Source organism: Butyrivibrio sp. INlla16, from assembly GCF_900104155.1.
Taxonomy (GTDB): Bacteria; Bacillota; Clostridia; order Lachnospirales; family Lachnospiraceae; genus Butyrivibrio.
Genome location: NZ_FMYB01000002.1, coordinates 202,397 through 218,681, shown reverse-complemented (window position 1 = coordinate 218,681; position 16,285 = coordinate 202,397). Strand labels below are relative to the sequence as shown.

At 40.9% G+C, this 16,285-nt stretch carries 17 protein-coding genes and 1 pseudogene; 3 read left to right on the top strand and 15 right to left on the bottom strand.

Annotated features, from left to right (window positions below):
• Nucleotides 1–272 (top strand): annotated as a pseudogene (locus BLR42_RS01965) (hypothetical protein); the annotation flags it as partial.
• Between the two features lie 173 nt (nt 273–445).
• Here the strand turns inward: BLR42_RS01965 and BLR42_RS01960 are convergent.
• The 15 genes from BLR42_RS01960 to BLR42_RS01900 form a co-directional block, all read right to left on the bottom strand.
• Nucleotides 446–1,477, bottom strand: coding sequence for an alpha/beta hydrolase (locus BLR42_RS01960; protein WP_091866171.1), 1,032 nt, complete (start codon nt 1,475–1,477; stop codon nt 446–448).
• Between the two features lie 60 nt (nt 1,478–1,537).
• A complete protein-coding gene (locus tag BLR42_RS01955) occupies nt 1,538–3,382 on the bottom strand; it encodes a family 43 glycosylhydrolase (protein ID WP_242879159.1) in 1,845 nt (614 codons plus the stop codon).
• Between the two features lie 253 nt (nt 3,383–3,635).
• Nucleotides 3,636–4,271, bottom strand: a complete 636-nt coding sequence (gene pgmB / locus BLR42_RS01950; protein ID WP_022762132.1) for a beta-phosphoglucomutase — start codon at nt 4,269–4,271, stop codon at nt 3,636–3,638.
• 19 nt (nt 4,272–4,290) lie between these two features.
• A complete protein-coding gene (locus BLR42_RS01945) occupies nt 4,291–5,979 on the bottom strand; it encodes a glycoside hydrolase family 3 protein (protein WP_091866169.1) in 1,689 nt (562 codons plus the stop codon).
• 194 nt (nt 5,980–6,173) lie between these two features.
• Entirely contained in the window at nt 6,174–6,653 is a 480-nt protein-coding gene (locus BLR42_RS01940; RefSeq protein ID WP_091866167.1) for an ATP-binding cassette domain-containing protein, read from the bottom strand.
• Between the two features lie 68 nt (nt 6,654–6,721).
• On the bottom strand, nt 6,722–7,165 hold the full coding sequence (locus BLR42_RS01935) for a DUF3021 family protein (protein ID WP_091866165.1): 444 nt from the start codon (nt 7,163–7,165) through the stop codon (nt 6,722–6,724).
• 1 nt (nt 7,166) lies between these two features.
• A complete protein-coding gene (locus tag BLR42_RS01930; RefSeq protein ID WP_022762135.1) occupies nt 7,167–7,601 on the bottom strand; it encodes a LytTR family DNA-binding domain-containing protein in 435 nt (144 codons plus the stop codon).
• A gap of 12 nt (nt 7,602–7,613) precedes the next feature.
• Nucleotides 7,614–8,534 carry an ABC transporter permease gene (locus BLR42_RS01925; protein ID WP_091866163.1) on the bottom strand — a complete coding sequence of 307 codons (921 nt, stop codon included), beginning with the start codon at nt 8,532–8,534 and terminating at the stop codon, nt 7,614–7,616.
• Nucleotides 8,527–8,943 carry an ATP-binding protein DrrA1-3 family domain-containing protein gene (locus tag BLR42_RS23880; RefSeq protein WP_330387249.1) on the bottom strand — a complete coding sequence of 139 codons (417 nt, stop codon included), beginning with the start codon at nt 8,941–8,943 and terminating at the stop codon, nt 8,527–8,529. The genes BLR42_RS01925 and BLR42_RS23880 overlap by 8 nt, the downstream gene beginning before the upstream one ends.
• A 4-nt stretch (nt 8,944–8,947) precedes the next feature.
• Nucleotides 8,948–9,271, bottom strand: a complete 324-nt coding sequence (locus tag BLR42_RS23875) for an ATP-binding cassette domain-containing protein (protein ID WP_330387248.1) — start codon at nt 9,269–9,271, stop codon at nt 8,948–8,950.
• Between the two features lie 170 nt (nt 9,272–9,441).
• The gene (locus BLR42_RS01915; RefSeq protein WP_022762138.1) at nt 9,442–10,161 is read right to left on the bottom strand and encodes a response regulator transcription factor; all 720 of its coding nucleotides are present in this window, start codon (nt 10,159–10,161) and stop codon (nt 9,442–9,444) included.
• Nucleotides 10,154–12,139 (bottom strand): ATP-binding protein, encoded by a 1,986-nt coding sequence (locus tag BLR42_RS01910; protein WP_091866161.1) that lies wholly within the window; start codon nt 12,137–12,139, stop codon nt 10,154–10,156. Before BLR42_RS01910 ends, BLR42_RS01915 begins: the two co-directional genes overlap by 8 nt.
• Nucleotides 12,099–12,272 (bottom strand): hypothetical protein, encoded by a 174-nt coding sequence (locus BLR42_RS22580; protein ID WP_170832602.1) that lies wholly within the window; start codon nt 12,270–12,272, stop codon nt 12,099–12,101. The genes BLR42_RS01910 and BLR42_RS22580 overlap by 41 nt, the downstream gene beginning before the upstream one ends.
• Before the next feature lie 16 nt (nt 12,273–12,288).
• Nucleotides 12,289–12,936, bottom strand: a complete 648-nt coding sequence (locus BLR42_RS01905) for a potassium channel family protein (RefSeq protein ID WP_022762140.1) — start codon at nt 12,934–12,936, stop codon at nt 12,289–12,291.
• 10 nt (nt 12,937–12,946) lie between these two features.
• Nucleotides 12,947–14,284 (bottom strand): TrkH family potassium uptake protein, encoded by a 1,338-nt coding sequence (locus BLR42_RS01900; protein WP_091866159.1) that lies wholly within the window; start codon nt 14,282–14,284, stop codon nt 12,947–12,949.
• 236 nt (nt 14,285–14,520) lie between these two features.
• Between BLR42_RS01900 and BLR42_RS01895 the strand changes: the two genes are divergently transcribed.
• Both BLR42_RS01895 and BLR42_RS01890 read left to right on the top strand, forming a co-directional pair.
• Entirely contained in the window at nt 14,521–15,213 is a 693-nt protein-coding gene (locus BLR42_RS01895) for a response regulator transcription factor (RefSeq protein WP_022762142.1), read from the top strand.
• The gene (locus BLR42_RS01890) at nt 15,210–16,283 is read left to right on the top strand and encodes a HAMP domain-containing sensor histidine kinase (RefSeq protein WP_091866157.1); all 1,074 of its coding nucleotides are present in this window, start codon (nt 15,210–15,212) and stop codon (nt 16,281–16,283) included. The genes BLR42_RS01895 and BLR42_RS01890 overlap by 4 nt, the downstream gene beginning before the upstream one ends.
• The last annotated feature ends 2 nt before the right edge of the window (nt 16,284–16,285 follow it).

The window sequence follows — 16,285 nt, the reverse complement described above, 5'->3', positions numbered from 1 at the left end:
TAATTGAATACAGAGAAAACTTTTTCGCATGGATTTACGATTTTTCAATACCTACAACGAATAATCTGTCGGAAAGATCACTCAGAGGAATCAAAACCAAAATGAAGGTATCAGGTCAGTTTGCATCTACTGATACCGCGGATAATTACGCCCTTATAAGGACATATATCGAAACATGCCGTCGTAACGGGATAAATGAAATAGAAGCTCTGTCCAGGCTATGCAATGGTAAACCTTATACTGTGGAGGAAATCTTCTCTTCACAGAAATAATCATACTGAAACTTAATAGCGAATCAGCGTGCTGATTAAGTACGCTGATTTGTCATGTCCAAAAGTATTTAGACCGTGAATAGTAACAAATCATATCCGATTGGGTTAATTATTCCATTAAGTTTTGCTCTTGTTATTTTCATAAATACCTCTTCTATTTTTATGTCATTTCATCACAGCACTTTATTCAGCCAGGTCACAAACAGATCTTTCCACTGTGAAACGGCTGTAAGATCCGGAGGTACAAAGCCGGGATAATATATTGTATCATTCGGCTTACAGCCACCAAAGCCATGCCCTCCATAGGGGAAAACATGCAGCTCATGAGGAATTTTCTTATCCCTGAGCGCCTTTGCAAAATCCACCATATGATATGCATCAATCACATCATCATCAGCTGCGTTACACATAAATATTGGGCATACCTCATCATTTACATGATCCTTTAATTCGTATCTGGCAGCAAAATCAGCTCTCCTCCCGGCATCATTATAGGTTTCAGCATCAGCCATAACCACCTGGATTTTGTCATTTGCAACACTAACAGCCGGATATATCAATCCTGCTGCATTGGGCTTTCCGTCCACCTTATCGATCTCATCTTCCACATAATCGCTAATTCCTACTGTCCTGTTCTGAGTGATAACTGCCTGAACACCAACAAGATTTCCTCCTGCTGAAAAGCCTACTGTAGCTATCTTGTCAGGATCAATCCCATATTTATCTGCATGGAATCTTACATATCTGATTGCACGCTGAAGATCAAGAAACATGTAAGGAGCCTTGTATGGATATGATCTGTACCAGAGAACAAAACAGCTTATTCCTGCTGCATTTAAAAACTCGGCTATATCTGCTCCCTCGCTATCAATACTCTTGGTAAGATATGCACCTCCCGGACAGGAAATCACGCATTTCTTACTTCCGGGTACAAGATATGGAACAATGAAAGGCTCATCAACATATGTTTCATTCGCATAACCATCCTGTATTTCCTGCCTGTACACCATAGTGTCATTGCCGCGCATATCTCCGATTTTATCTGTGGTTTTATCCCATATTCCCGGATATTTAACAAACATATCCTCGGGAGAGAGTGAATCATCCCAGTTCATTCTGTCATGCTTGGACTCTCCGGTATTTCCCGGTATTTTTTCACCCCAGATTTTAATTATTTCTTTCTCTTTTTCAGGACTAAATCTCATTTTTAACCTCGCTTTATATCATCATTTAAATAGCCTCGATAATATCCAATAATATTGAACTTATCTCAGCCTCTGTACTTCCCCGTGAGTAATTCCGTTCTCATTAAAGGCATCAACCTGAAGGTATACCTCCTGACCTTTTATAAGTGCACCGATAGATCTCGTACCCTTAGATGAGCCTTTCTCCGGGTAGTACATGCAACTGTGATAGAGCTTATTCTCTGCATGTCCCCACTTAATGTTATAACCATCCGCGCCCTCGGAAGACATTGTTATACTCATATCCAATTCGCTCTCAATAGTAGCAGTAAATGTAACCTCTCCGGGAGCCCTTCCGTTACCTTTTCCAAATACGCGAATACCTGATACTGCTGCCTTTTGATTCATTGGAAGCTCCAGAATTGTGAGCTTTATAAAACGTAACCTTTTTCCATTTTCTATAAGCAAAGTATCATGAGGAAGATTGGTATCAGCCTTGGATTTATCGCTCAGAATCTCATAGTTTTCGCCATCAGATGATCCTTCCAGCACATATCTTGTCACATATTTTCTCTCATCAATGAGTCTTGCGCCGAATCCGTTTTCAGGTATCTCTCCGGGCGGAAGAGCTTCAATACTGTCATCCGCGAAATTGATCTGAATAAATCTGACGTCCTTAACTTCGCGCATATCCATGAGAAGCCATTCGCCGGGCTTGTTGTCTGCTGCTCTCCACCAGGTTCTGGTATCCTCTTCACAGGCTCTCTCAGGATTGTTATCACCTACAGGTGAAACCGTATCCTCTTTACTTACAGATGATGCACTCATCTTTGCATTCCTGCTAAGAAGGAACCATTCAGGCTCAGCCCATGGATCCGGTTTCCCGTCATTTATGCTCCTTGGCCAGTCTCCGTAGCCAGTATTACAGAACAGCTCACCATCATTATCAAAGCCTGCAGGCCATATACCGACTCTTCGCTCCATGGGATCATTAAGGCTTATTCTCATGGTTGATGTATGCCAGAAATTACCGTTTTTATCCTCCATAGTTGAGCCATGTCCTGCCCCAGGCATAAATCCTCCGGGCTGATAGGAATAGGGATTGTTCTTTGCAAGCTCAAAAGGTCCAAGGGGTGAATCGGATACATATACCCCATCGTTGTAAACATTATATTCAGCACCTGTCGCTGCATACTGAAGATAATATTTTCCATCATGCTTATTCATGTATGCACCTTCAATGAAAGGATTGTTGCTGAGCATACTCCTAAAGAAAGCCTTGTCTGTATCAGAGGCCTTACTAAATGCCTCTTCTCCCATATTCTTTTTAAATCCCTCAAATACTCTGTCCAGCTCCTCGCCTTCAATAAGTCTCTTTGAATGATTCTCACCGCATCTCTCATATCCAAGTTCCTTTGGACGTCCATTAATAAGCTCTATTCTCTCTGAAAGAGGCTTCATGGTCTCAGTGTCAAGCTCCACTCCCCAGATTGGTGTCATATTAGAGCATCCCCAATAGAAATAAACTCTTCCGTCATCATCCTGAAAAAGGTTGGGATCCCAGAAGTCAAAGGTTCCCTCTATCTCCTCATATGGTCCGTTCTCAATATCTCTGGTGCGATAGAAGTTGCAGATTTCTCCCCTTTTTGATGCACTAAAATATACATAGTCTCCGATGACTCTTACATCCGGAGCATAGTCAAGAAGCGGAAGGTTGTCGGGAAGACGCACGCTCTTCCAATTGATGAGATCATCAGATACCCACACTGACATATTCATGGATGCAAAAATATAGTATTTCCCCTTATAAAATAAAAATGTGGGATCAGCTGCTTCTCTGGAAATGTGCTGCTCGCCAGACATTCCGTCCTTTATGAATTGGTAATGGTAATCTATGTTTATGGGATTGCAAAGTATTTTTTTCACGTTATTCTCCTTAGTAATTATCCCCTCAAGAGGAAGACTTGATATTTGCAGCGATTAGAAGCGGTATCCTGCTCTCTTTTTATAAATTCTATTATTTGGGGAATAATTACTGAACAGTTTTTATTTTTGATAATCCGGCATTTTTTAATATCAAAAAGGATGTAGCCAGTCTGACCACATCCTTCCTCCAACTGCATATCTGAGTATGCTTGATGAATCAGACCCCTTGTTTAGACAGCCTGCAAAAGGGCCATCACTTTACAGAAATATTAAGAAGTTCGCAAAATCCGCTTATTTTGTAGTCTGTCTTTTCGTATGCTGCTGCGTCGCCTATTCCCGCAACTCTCATGCCGGCTCTTTTACCTGCGATAACTCCGGCAACAGCATCCTCAACAACTACGCAGTTATCGGGATTTTCACTTAAAAATTCTGCTGCCTTTGAGAACACCTCCGGATCAGGCTTGGATTTTGTAATATTTGTTCCGTCAGATATAGCGTCAAAATAATCTGTAAGTCCCACCCTTTCCAGGATGTACTTTGTATTTTTACTTGAAGAACCTATCGCAAGCTTGTGCCCTCTGTTTCTAAGTTCCGCAAGTGTATTCCTTACTTCAGGTGATACGTCTTCCGGTGTCATTGTTCCCAGAAGTTCCCTGTAATATTCATTTTTCTCAGCAGCAAGATCTTCCTTTTCTTCTTCGGAAAACTTTCTGACACTGTCTTCCAGAATAATATCCAGAGATTCCATTCTGCTGACACCGCGAAGTCTTGAATTCTTCTTTTCATCAAAGCCTATTCCCAGCTTATTCGCTATCATTTTCCATCCCTGATAGTGATATTTATCAGTAAAAACAAGAACCCCGTCAAGATCAAATATAAAAGCTTTCATAATATGTCATCCTCCCGCTTTAAAATCTCAAATCCATTTTTCCGCAGAAAGGATCAACAGGTGATTTTCCCTTAAATTCACTTCTGCCTAAAATTTTGTCAATTGCTGCATCCATAACGAATTCAGAATTACAGTAACAGTTGATAAAGGTCTTTATCATCGGTGCATCGAGAAGATGATACGGATTACCGAAGCTTATAAACATAACCGGGAGCTCATGTACCATCCAGGGCATGTTATTTCCAAGTCCGAACATTGTGTGCCAGTTCATTCTTGCTGTGGTTTTGTTGGATGCAGTTTCCACATTTCCAACATAGATGATTAGATCGTATCTGGATTTTAGCTTTGACACGGAGTCGGTCATTACTTCAAAGCCTTCTTTTTCATACAGCGTCACATCAAAACCTTCAGCCTTAAGTCTATCCATTACAAATTTTGTTACGCGCTCGTCAGACTCAAAACCTCCCATCATTTCAAGAAGAACTCTTTTATGATTTTCAGGCTTTATGGGAAGGAGCTTCTGTGTATCCTTTACAAGGGTAATTCCTTCATCAGCACACTCCTTTGCCCAGGTCACATGCTCCTCTGATGAGAGAATGTTAAGCCCTTCCTTAGCAGGAACCAGAGTACCGTTTGCCTTCTTTTCAGGAAGATTAAGAGCTGCCTTGGTCGCAAGAATTCGCTTAACGGCCTCCTCTAATCTCTCTTCGGACAGGATGCCCTTTTCATAGCCCTTGTGCATGTATTCGTAATCTTCATCGATGTTTCTGTTAAACAGGAACATGTCGCAGCCGTTTTCTATGCAAAGTGGAACAGCATGTTCTCTGTCCATTGCACTGCAAAAGCCCACCATAGGCGTGGCATCAGACACAATAAGACCGTTAAACCCGAGCTTTTCCCTGAGAAGTTTACCGAGAAGATTTTTAGACAGCGTAGCAGGAATAATCTTTTCAGGTGCTTTTCCATCAAAGAGTTCCTCATAGGCAGGCATTGCGATATGTCCCGCCATCACGCTAAGTGTTCCGGCATCGATCATTGCCTCGTAGATTTTTCCGTAGGTTTCGTCCCACTCTTCAACAGAGAGTGAATTGACACTTGTGAGAAGGTGCTGGTCTCTCTCGTCTATTCCGTCACCCGGGAAGTGCTTTACTGCTGTAGCAACGCCCTCTTCGGCTGCTGCCTTAAGATAGCCTCTTCCCATATCGATGACTGTCTGCACATCATCTGAAAATGCCCTGACATTTATAATTGGATTATGGTAGTTTCTGTCAAGATCAACTACAGGTGCAAAGGACCAGTTATCTCCTACAGCTGCGCCTTCTGAGCAGCTAACCTTCCCCAGCTCATAACCGCGTCTGGCATTTCCTGTAGCACCAACAAGCATCTCTCTGCCATAGTAGGTTCCTTCAACTGCCGAACCATTTCCGCCATACTCGAGGTTTGCAGCAATGAGGAGTGGTATCTTGCTCTCCTTTTGTAAAAAGCTCTGAGCCTTCCATATTTCCTCGCCCGGTCCTTCTCTGTAAAGTAGTCCACCTATCTTATATTTATCGAGGGTCTCCTTTAATTCGTTCTCATCCTTGCTGAAAATAACCGGACAGAAAAGCTGTCCGATTTTTTCATCAAGCGTCATTTTTTCATATGTATCCTCAACCCATTTGATTTTCTCATCGCTTAAGTTAAAGGGTTTGTCTTTGTAATTGATCATAATCATGCTCCTATCTTTCGGCATTATTGCTATGCTTATGCATTTTGCCTCGCTTAAACAATTTCATGATTATGATTCTATTATTTGGGAAATAATTACTGAACAGTTTTTATTATTGACAAACCGACATTTTTTAATGTATTAGATTCAGTTTGTCTATAGAGATAATAGTCTGAATTTTCATCCGGGATTGTTCATGACTTTTGTTTTTCTGCCTGTACTTTATTCTTAATAAGACCCACTAATCCTATGATCATCAGTATTATCGATGCAGCAGGGTAAACGTATATTAGTCTGGTAAAAAGTTCCTCAGATTCCCTGATCATTTCTTTCTTATTCAGTTTTCCAAATGCTCCGGTGATCTCTCTGTTTATGAAAATATTTTCAAAAACTCTAAGGTCGTTAAAGAGATTCAGTTCCTGGTGAACAAATGCAATTCCCAGTTGTTCACTTTTTTTCACGGTGATGTTCTTAAGGCTTTGTCCGTCAAAAGTGATGCTGCCGCCATCGCATGGAATGGTTCCGGTGAGGACATTCATCAGGGTAGATTTACCTGCTCCGTTCTCACCAAGAAGGGCATGAATCTCACCCTTCTCTACTGTAAGATCCACGCCCTTTAGTACCTGCACACCACTGAAGGACTTACGTATACCTTTCATTTCCAGAAGTGCCATAGTTTTTTCCTCGTATTAAATAAAAAAGTGCCCACAGCTCTCTCATGCTGTGAGCCCTAAAAAATCTCTTAGTCCTCATCCCTGATTTTATCAAGAGCTTCAGATATAACCTTTTCATCATGTCTGAAAATCAGATAGGTTCCAAACCAGGAGCCTATGTAGATGATTACATAAATTATTGAGGTAACGATAAAGCCGAAGGTTCCGTGATACCAGTAGCAGATACGCCCGAACGACATGATAACCGCGTAGAGCAGAATAAAATGCGCCACCGTTTTCAGTTTAAATTTCAAATCCGCATTTTCATTCTTGTCGCTGTCGTTGTCGCCATAATAAAACATCACGGTTACGAGACTGCTCATAAAGCTGGCAACCACAATGGATCCAGGAATATACCAGTCAAAATGATAATCAAGCGGTCTCATTACCAGAAGGCCGTAGATACCGACATAGCACAGTACCATGAAGCTTACCATCATAGTCTGTTCAATTATAGTTTTCACCTTTTTCATATCATAACCCCAATCTGTTCTTCATCTCTTTGACGTAGCTTCTGGTGATAATGACGGGCTCACCGTTTAGCAGTGTTGCGCGCATCCTCGCATTGGATTCAGCCTTCACACTTTTGATCTTCCTGATATTGCAGATCATGGATTTGGAGCACCTGAAAAATCTGTAATCCAACTGTCCCTCCACCTCATATAGTCTGCTCTTTATCTCAAGACAGTCGTCCTTTGTGTAGGCAAAGCACTTGTCATCAACCGTTTCAAAATAGTAAATCTTCGAAATGGCACAGGGTACACTTTCGCCGTCCTTGTACCCCAGAATCATCTGCTCTCCGTTTTCAAGAAGTCCTATCACGGTATCTATGGAAGATGTGCGCTCGTGAGCGTTGATCACCGCGTATTCAGTTTCCCCTTGCGGAATCTTATTAAAAGTAACCCTCAAAACTTTTCCCCTTTATCTCTTGTTGTAAACCTTGGGATATATGAGCCTTATGGCTGCAATGAATATAACTGTTACTATTATTATATATATGCACGACTGATTCAATGAAAAGGTTTTTCCGAAAGTGCATTGATTAAAAGAAAAGACTTCGAGCATGGCATCCATGAATGCACCGTTATCTACTCCACCTATGCTCTCATCCATGTGACGAAGCACGCCTCCGGTCAAATAATTTCTGATAAGGATTGAGATGCCTGTAGCAGGTACAAGGTTGCATACGTTTTGGATAGTTTTATTAAACTCCGAAAGCGGGATGTACGCACCGATCACAAAGCCCGATACCGCAGACAGAATTCCCATGAAAGCGCTGCAGGTTCCCATATTTCTGAAGAACATCATAAACAGCATGAAAATTGCCGTTGAAGAAACCGTTCCGAGGAAGATAACTCCCACAAGCTTAACGATGTCGGATGCCACAAGATACATGGAACCATTTACCGCAAGGATTCCTATTCCGCACGCCAGAACTATCATTGTCTGTAAAAAAGCGGCCGTCACTGCTGCAAGAAAATAAGAAAGGATGATCTCCCACCTTTTAACGGGAGTTGAAATCATATCGAGGTCAACCTTATCCTCTCTGTCCTTAACGATGATTTCCAGTGCGTTATAAGGGATTGTAAGAAGCGCGGTGCTTATTATTCCCGTGAGCAGAAGTCCGTTTACAAACTGATCCATATCCGCTGCGCTTATGAAATTCGAAAGCCCTGCCGCAGCTCCTTCAAGTGATGAAATGAAAGAGTTTTTAAGGAAAAGCAGGTAAAGCGCAAGTATAATAATAGGTGTCAGCATCGAGAAAAATATCGCTCCTTTATCATTAAAAAATACCATCATATTTCTCTTTGTAAGTCCTAAAAGTCCTCTGAATTTAGCCATTGCACTCCACCATTTCCTTTCCTGTAAGTGTTAAAAATACGTCGTCCATTGTTCCCTTGATAACTTCAAAATCCTTGATATAATCTTTGTTTCTCCAGACAAATTCGGATATTCCATCATCCATCGCTATGTTGTAATGATCCGCTTCGTAACGATATTTCTGTACCTTCGGATTCTCCAGGATTCTCTTATTCTCTTCGCATTCCTCGGCGTACCAGATGAGCTTTTTGCCTGTGTATCTGCTCTTAAGTTCAGCAGGTGTCCCCTCGGCAATGATGTTTCCCTTATCCATGATCACCACGTTGTCAGCTTCCGCCGTCTCCTCCATGTAATGAGTTGTGAGGAAAATTGTTAGATTCTCATGCTTTCTTAAGTGATTGATGTAGTCCCAAACCATCTTGCGGGACATCGGATCAAGTCCGGTGGTGGGCTCCCCTAGTCATAAGATTCTGCTTTACCGTGAGCTTATCATCGAGAACCGAATTCTGAAAAACGATTCCGATTTCTTTTCTGATAAGATCATCCTCTTTTCCAAGTTCATGTCCCATGAGGATCGCCTGTCCTGAAGTTCTCGGAAGAATTGTACTTAGCATGTTTATCGTTGTTGATTTTCCTGCGCCGTTCTCTCCGAGGAAGGCGAACAGCTCACCCTGTTTTACCGAAAAAGAAATATTATTTACAGCTGTCATAGCTCCGTACTTTTTCTGCAGTCCTTTTACTTCAATTGCATTTTGCATACCGTACCCCTTTCGTCAAAGCTTATATTTTTTCTTTCAAATTTATTTCTGTGTTCTTTCTGAAAACGATATTAACGCATTTTTGACAGAAAAAAAGTGCAACTGCGGTGAGTTGCACTTTTCATTAGGTGAAATACATTTTTTTGCAACAACATTGCGCACTAAAGCTTTTAAATTACTTCCTTCCCATCCACCTTAAGCATTCGATAGCCTATTCCGACATGTGTCTGAATATAAGCAGAAGAATCATTTTTATCCTCAAGCTTTTTTCGGAGAGTGGCCATAAACACACGAAGCGATGCTACATTACTGTCCCAGGCACTACCCCATATTTTTTGTGTTATATATTTGTGCGTAAGAACTTTTCCGGTGTTCTTTGCAAGAAGACAGAGAAGTTTATACTCAATAGGAGTAAGCTTCAGTTCTTCTCCGTTTTTATAAGCGCAGCCTGCCGCCAGATCAATTTTCAGTTTTCCGTTTTCATAGACAGAGCTCTCGGAAGCATCATTATCCGGCTGTAGCATGGCTATTCTTCTTTGCATTACACGAAGTCTTGCCAGAAGTTCCTCCACAGAAAAAGGCTTTGTGAGATAATCATCTGCGCCAGCATCAAGAGCTTCTATTTTATCTTCGTCCTCACTCCTTGCGCTGATCACTATAATTGGCATATTTGACCATTCACGAATTCGTTTTATCACCTCAACCCCATCAAAATCCGGAAGTCCCAAGTCAAGAAAAACAACGTCAGGATTATGTGTTGAGGCTTGAAGAATTGCTTCTTCTGCGTCCTTCGCCAACAAGTATTTATACTCATGGGTTTTTAAAGTTGTAGCTATTAGGTTTCTGATCGGAGGATCATCCTCCACAACCAGAATCTGAAATTTATTCATTTATACACACATCTTTCTTTTTCAGATAAAAAGTTATAATACACCCCGAAGGATAGTTATCCCTGATTTCAATAGTTCCTCCATGAGCCTCCACTATTGATCTGCACAAGGCAAGTCCAAGACCCATACTTCTCTTACCATCCGCAACAGTGTTATGCCCGGTATAAAACATGTCATAGGCATGCTCCTTCATATTATCATCCATACCGGGACCATTATCTATAACATTCACATAAACAAGATCGTCCTTAACTCCATATGAAATATCTATCTCGGAGCCTTTCTGGGTATACTTTATTGCATTGTTTACGAGATTAATTATAACCTGCGTAATTAGTTTTGCATCCATTTCCGCAACGACAAGCTCCTCAGCGCGACTTATCTCTATCTCATGATCTACCCTGTTCCTGTCAATGTGTTTAATAGCCTCATCAACAATATCATCAAGAACTTCCAGTGATTTATTCAGCTGCATCTCGCCATTTTCTATCCTTGTTACGGATAAAAGATTCTCAACCAGCTGTATAAGCCACTCGGAGTCATCATAGATGTCAGAAAAAATCTGTTCTCTGGTCTCATCATCAAGGTACTTATAATGGCTACAGAGATTACTTGCATTTCCGGATATTGATGTCAGCGGAGTCCGTAGATCATGCGATATTGTCCTTAATATATTTGCCCGCAGCTTTTCATTCTGAGCCATTAGTGCTGCTTCTTCCTTAGCTTTCTCGTTGTTGAGATTTTCCAAAGCAAGTGAGCATTCGCCAAGTATAGATAGAAGAATACTGTATTCAAACGAACTCAGGACCTTTTTCCCGACACGTATTCCCATTATTCCATAAACAGTTCCATTTATTCTGATAGCAAGATACAGGCATTTTGCGCTATTGAAAACCTTGGTCGTAGCCCCGGCTCTTTTCTTATTTGCAAGAACCCATTTTATAACCTCGTCTTCATCATGATTCCGGAAAGGTGTCCCATTACCGTCACCATCGCTAAGATAAATGTACCCCTCCCCAAGTTCGTTGTTTTCCACAGGATATATGATTACGTCCTTATCAAGAAGCAGAATCACCTGATTTGCCATAACATTTAAAATATCATCAGCAGTTCTCCTTTTTTGAAGAAGTTGGTTAGTATCAAATAGCACTTTGGTATGAAAAGCAGACTGTGCAGATTCTCTGGCCACATCCTTTAATCTGTAAGCAAGCGATCCGGTCAACAAAGCAGCTACCAGCATAATTACGAAAGTGACAAAATATCCGGGTTCAAATACATGGAAAGTGAGCCTTGGTTCAGTGAAAAAGAAATTAAACAAAAGGACACTGCAGAATGAACTGATCAGACTGCAAAAATGGCTCCTCGTAAGGATGGCACTGAGCAGAGCCCCAAAGATGTATACCGTTATAATATTGGATTCGGTGAACCCAAGCTTGCGGAAGCATATTCCCACCAGGGTCATTCCTACCAAAAGAGCAGTTGTGATCAGAAAATCTTTTCCCGTAGGAGCAATATGTTCTGCAAACCTGCTGCTTTGCTCAATTTTACTGTTAGTCTTTGAATCGGGAATAATATATATATCGATACCCGGAGCAATTGAAATAAGCTGCTCCGTGACAGTCTGTCTCTCCCAAAAATGGTATCTCTTGGTATTGCTTCGTCCTATAACAATTTTAGTAACTCCCGAAACCCTGGCAAACTCAGCAATTGCAAAGGGTATACTCTCTGCAATTACTGTGGTTATCGTCGCACCTATATCCTCAGCATGCCTTATATTATTTTGAAGTCGGACGGAATCCTCATCAGGCAGATTATCCTCCTGTGTTTTGGAGACATAAAGTGCCGTAAAATTTGCATGAAATGCTTTTGCCAGTTTTGATGCCTCATCAATGATTTTTCTGTTTGTTGGTGAAGGTGATAGGCAGACAAGTACATGCTCAGTAGGGATTGTGCCTTCTGTTCTTGTTTCGTAAGTCATGAACTATCCCTTTCTTTTTTCGTTCACCCTTAGACCCTTCAATACCCCAAATATAGGAAAAAACCTTATTTGTAATATAAAAGGCCCCGAGGAAAAATGGAATCATTGCCAAAAAAGCTATAACATCTATCATAATTATAACCCTCCACTCAGATGTGAAAACATCTTTGTATCGCTTTATGTTCTCCCAGTACCAGTAAAGTCTGTCCCTCCTTAATTACATCATCAGGCGAAATAGTCAGATTCATGTCACCATTCTCTTTGATAGCCATAATATTTATTCCGAATTTTTGTCTGATGTTTATTTCTTTTATACTTTTCCCTATCCAGTCTCTTGGAAGTTTCACTTCAAAGATAGCGTGATTATCGTCCAGTTTGACATAATCCAGAATATGATTTGATGTGTACCTTATGGCAGTCCACTTAGCTATCTCCTTTTCCGGATTAACCACTTCATCCGCTCCGTTCCTTAGTAGGAACTTTGCCTGAACCTCCCTGTTTGCTCTTGAAACAACTTTTTTCCCTCCAAGCTCCTTTAAGAGTGAAGTTGTCTCAAGTGAACTCTGAAAATCATTTCCTATAGTTTCGATACACACATCAAAATTATTTATTCCTATAGACCGTAGAAAGTTCTCATTTGTACTATCTCCTATAAGAGCATTTGTAACGTAAGGAAGAACCTCGTTAATTCGCTCTTCATCCTTATCAATTGCCATGACCTGATGTCCAAGCTCATGAACCTGTTTGGCAATAAGCATTCCGAAATTGCCTACCCCGATTATTAGTATAGATTTCATTTCTTACTCCTTATCCCGCCATTATGTTCTCAGTAGGATATCTGAGAATACTCTTATCCTTGTGTGAAAAGGCGGCAAATACAATGGTCAACCCCCCGACTCTCCCAAAAAACATAAGTGACATCAGCAAAATGTGCGAAAAAAACGAGAGTGACGGTGTAACCCCAAGTGTGAGGCCTACTGTTCCGATAGCTGAAAAAGCCTCAAACATGCAGGTTTCCATAGGAAGATTTTCTGTCATGCTAATAATTGTTGCAGCACCGATTGAAAAGGTCGCATACATAAAAAGAATAGTAGATGCACTTTTTACAATGCAGTCCTCAATTCTTCTGCCAAAAATGTTTGCATTTGGTTTACTTCCAAATACAGCAATGGCATTGGCATAAAGAATAGCCACCGTAGTTGTTTTCATGCCTCCGGCAGTTGATCCCGGGGCTCCTCCGATCAACATGAGAATCATTGTTATCCCCTGCCCCACATCTGTCATTTTAGTAAGATCAGCTGTGTTAAATCCGGCTGTTCTGGGCGTTATTGCCTGAAAAACAGACATATATATGCGCTCATCCATAGGAGCACTTGAAAATTCCGTAAAGAAGAAAATGATAGATGGAATAATTATAAGGATCGCGGTAGTCACTATAACCACCTTTGTCTGCATTCTGTATTCATTAAAAGCATTTTTTTTGGATATAACATCCTTCCAAGTAACAAAACCGATACCACCTATTACTATCAGCATTGAAATAACTAAACTAAGATATCCGTTAGCGGAAAAAGATGTCAAAGAACTAAATTCGCCCGTTTTATTTCCCATCAGATCGAAGCCGGCATTACAAAAGGCAGAAACTGCATGAAACAGCGACATCCATATTCCTTTTATGCCATACGCAGGCACAAATACCGGAAGCAGAAGAACTGTTCCTGCCATTTCAATCAGGAAAGATATCTTAAAAATAAATCTGGTAAGCTTTACAATTCCACCTACCTGCGGAGCAGAGATTGCATTCTGCATAGTTTGTCTCTGCATAAGACTGATTTTTCTTCCTGCGAGCATCACCATCAAAGATGCAACTGTAATAACCCCCAGCCCTCCGATCTGAATAAGAATCAATATCACAAGCTGCCCAAAAAACGACCAATAGGTGGCTGTATCAACTACAACAAGTCCCGTTACACAAACTGCTGATACGGATGTAAAAAGAGCCTTATCAAAAGGTGTAAGCACTCCAATTCTTGAAGCGATCGGCAGCATAAGCATAAAGGCACCCAGCAAAATAACGCCGGCAAATCCTATAATAATAATCTGAAAGGAAGTAAGTCTCTCCTTTACACTTTTTATTAATGTCATATATAAACTCCTGTTGACCTCTGTTTTTTACATAAAATTTCTGTGAGGTCTTATTACTTATCTAGATATTAACTCCGAATCAAATAAGACTATATTAAACATTGCTCTCTCGTATTAAGATTGTATAAAGATATCAGGGAGTGTTAAGGTTGCGTTAAGATTCACTTCAATTTGCAGAAATAAACGTGGTTTACTATTATATTTTAAAAACAAAAAGTGGGTTAGAGGGAGTTATTATGGCGGATAAAAAGTACAAAGTGCTGGTCGTTGATGACGAGCCGCAGATCGCAGGTCTTCTCAAGGTCTGCCTTGAAATGCACGGAATGACTGTAAAGGAAGAATATGATGGCAGCAAAGCTTTTGATTTATTTAAATCAGAACAGTTTGACCTTGTTATCACAGATATAATGATGCCCGTTATGGACGGCTATGAACTGGTTGAGAAGATCAGAAAAGAAAGCAACGTGCCGGTTCTGTTTCTCACTGCCAAGGGCGATGTTCTTGACAGAATAAAGGGCCTTAATCTTGGAGCGGATGATTATATCGTAAAGCCCTTCGATCCCATGGAGGTTGCTGCAAGAGTGCTGTCTACGCTCAGAAGATGCTACGGCTACGATCGTCAGGAGGAAGGAAAAGAGCTTATTTGCGGATCTCTGAGACTGAATCCCGGTCTGAAACGCCTTTATAAAAATGATGAATCCGTGGAGCTTACAGCTCTTGAATACAGGATGACCGAATTTTTCATGAGTAATATCGGGCAGGTTCTCACCAAGGATCAGATATATGAGGCAGCATGGGACAGTGATAAGTTCCCGGATGATAACAGCATCATGGTCGCCATAAGTAAACTTAGAGCTAAGATCTCTGACGGGGAAAATGATTATATTCACACCATCAGAGGACTTGGATATCGGATGGAAGAAAAATGAGACTGAAATACAAAAGAAAGCTGCAAACATTTCTGATACTTATTCTGGCTTACGTTTTTTTACTTATATTATTTCTGGATAAGATCAAGGATTTCCTGACAGGGGTCATAAACAATATATACGATAACCAGGGAGTTCCTAATGATCTGAGTACTCAGATCACTCTAGCCAGTATGATTGTGACCTATCTTCTCTTCTGGTTTCTCTCCAATATTCTGGAGAAAAACATTTCGGATCCCGCCAGCAAAATTGCGGACAACATGAATCTGGTAAGTTCAGGGAATCTCGATGTTCAGATGGAAGTAAAGGACAGCTTCGAATTTGCGGAGATGGAAGAAGCCTTCAATCATATGGTTTTGAAATTAAAAGAGGCTCAGAACATCAGAGAGCAAAACGAGGAACAAAACAGGCAGTTATATGCAGGTATCGCTCACGATCTGAAGACTCCCATGACTATGGTAATGGGCTATGCCAGGCTCCTCAAGGAAAAGGATATTCCAGAGGATGAGCGAAACCATTATCTGACTATCATCGAGCAGCAAATAAAGGCAGCCAATGTCCAATTGGAGGACATGCTTGAGTACGCAAAATACGGAAGTACCGACTATAAGATTTTTCCCGAAGAAGGCAATATCTCAGGGCTCCTTCGCGGGATTCTTGCAGATATGTTCTACAGATTTGAGGACAGAAAAATCATTCTTGAGCCCGATATTCCGGACAAGGTTATCTGCAGCTATGACACAGAACAGATGAAACGTATCTTTACAAATCTGATAAATAACGCCATCAGACACAACCCTGAGAATACTACCCTTAAGATATCGGTAAAGGAAGAAAACGATGTTGTTATCAGCTTTTCAGATAATGGTCCGTTTCTGCAGGATGACTTAAAGGACCATATCTTTGAACCCTACAAGAAGGGGAAAAGCGGTGGCAGCGGACTCGGATTATCAGTAGCAAAAAGAATTGCCGAGCTTCATGGCGGAAGTCTTGAATACATTGAAAACACGGATGATGGCTACAAAAGCTTTGTAGTAACTTTACCCTTGGAAAAGGATTTAGAGAGGTAAAA

Excerpts from the sequence above, each read along its gene's own strand:
- BLR42_RS01960 (WP_091866171.1), bottom strand. The coding sequence starts at position 1,477 with ATGAGATTTAGTCCTGAAAAAGAGAAAGAAATAATTAAAATCTGGGGT.
- pgmB (WP_022762132.1), bottom strand. The coding sequence starts at position 4,271 with ATGAAAGCTTTTATATTTGATCTTGACGGGGTTCTTGTTTTTACTGAT.
- BLR42_RS01945 (WP_091866169.1), bottom strand. The coding sequence starts at position 5,979 with ATGATCAATTACAAAGACAAACCCTTTAACTTAAGCGATGAGAAAATC.
- BLR42_RS01940 (WP_091866167.1), bottom strand. The coding sequence starts at position 6,653 with ATGGCACTTCTGGAAATGAAAGGTATACGTAAGTCCTTCAGTGGTGTG.
- BLR42_RS01935 (WP_091866165.1), bottom strand. The coding sequence starts at position 7,165 with ATGAAAAAGGTGAAAACTATAATTGAACAGACTATGATGGTAAGCTTC.
- BLR42_RS01925 (WP_091866163.1), bottom strand. The coding sequence starts at position 8,534 with ATGGCTAAATTCAGAGGACTTTTAGGACTTACAAAGAGAAATATGATG.
- BLR42_RS23880 (WP_330387249.1), bottom strand. The coding sequence starts at position 8,943 with ATGTCCCGCAAGATGGTTTGGGACTACATCAATCACTTAAGAAAGCAT.
- BLR42_RS23875 (WP_330387248.1), bottom strand. The coding sequence starts at position 9,271 with ATGCAAAATGCAATTGAAGTAAAAGGACTGCAGAAAAAGTACGGAGCT.
- BLR42_RS01915 (WP_022762138.1), bottom strand. The coding sequence starts at position 10,161 with ATGAATAAATTTCAGATTCTGGTTGTGGAGGATGATCCTCCGATCAGA.
- BLR42_RS01910 (WP_091866161.1), bottom strand. The coding sequence starts at position 12,139 with ATGACTTACGAAACAAGAACAGAAGGCACAATCCCTACTGAGCATGTA.
- BLR42_RS22580 (WP_170832602.1), bottom strand. The coding sequence starts at position 12,272 with ATGATAGATGTTATAGCTTTTTTGGCAATGATTCCATTTTTCCTCGGG.
- BLR42_RS01905 (WP_022762140.1), bottom strand. The coding sequence starts at position 12,936 with ATGAAATCTATACTAATAATCGGGGTAGGCAATTTCGGAATGCTTATT.
- BLR42_RS01900 (WP_091866159.1), bottom strand. The coding sequence starts at position 14,284 with ATGACATTAATAAAAAGTGTAAAGGAGAGACTTACTTCCTTTCAGATT.
- BLR42_RS01895 (WP_022762142.1), top strand. The coding sequence starts at position 14,521 with ATGGCGGATAAAAAGTACAAAGTGCTGGTCGTTGATGACGAGCCGCAG.
- BLR42_RS01890 (WP_091866157.1), top strand. The coding sequence starts at position 15,210 with ATGAGACTGAAATACAAAAGAAAGCTGCAAACATTTCTGATACTTATT.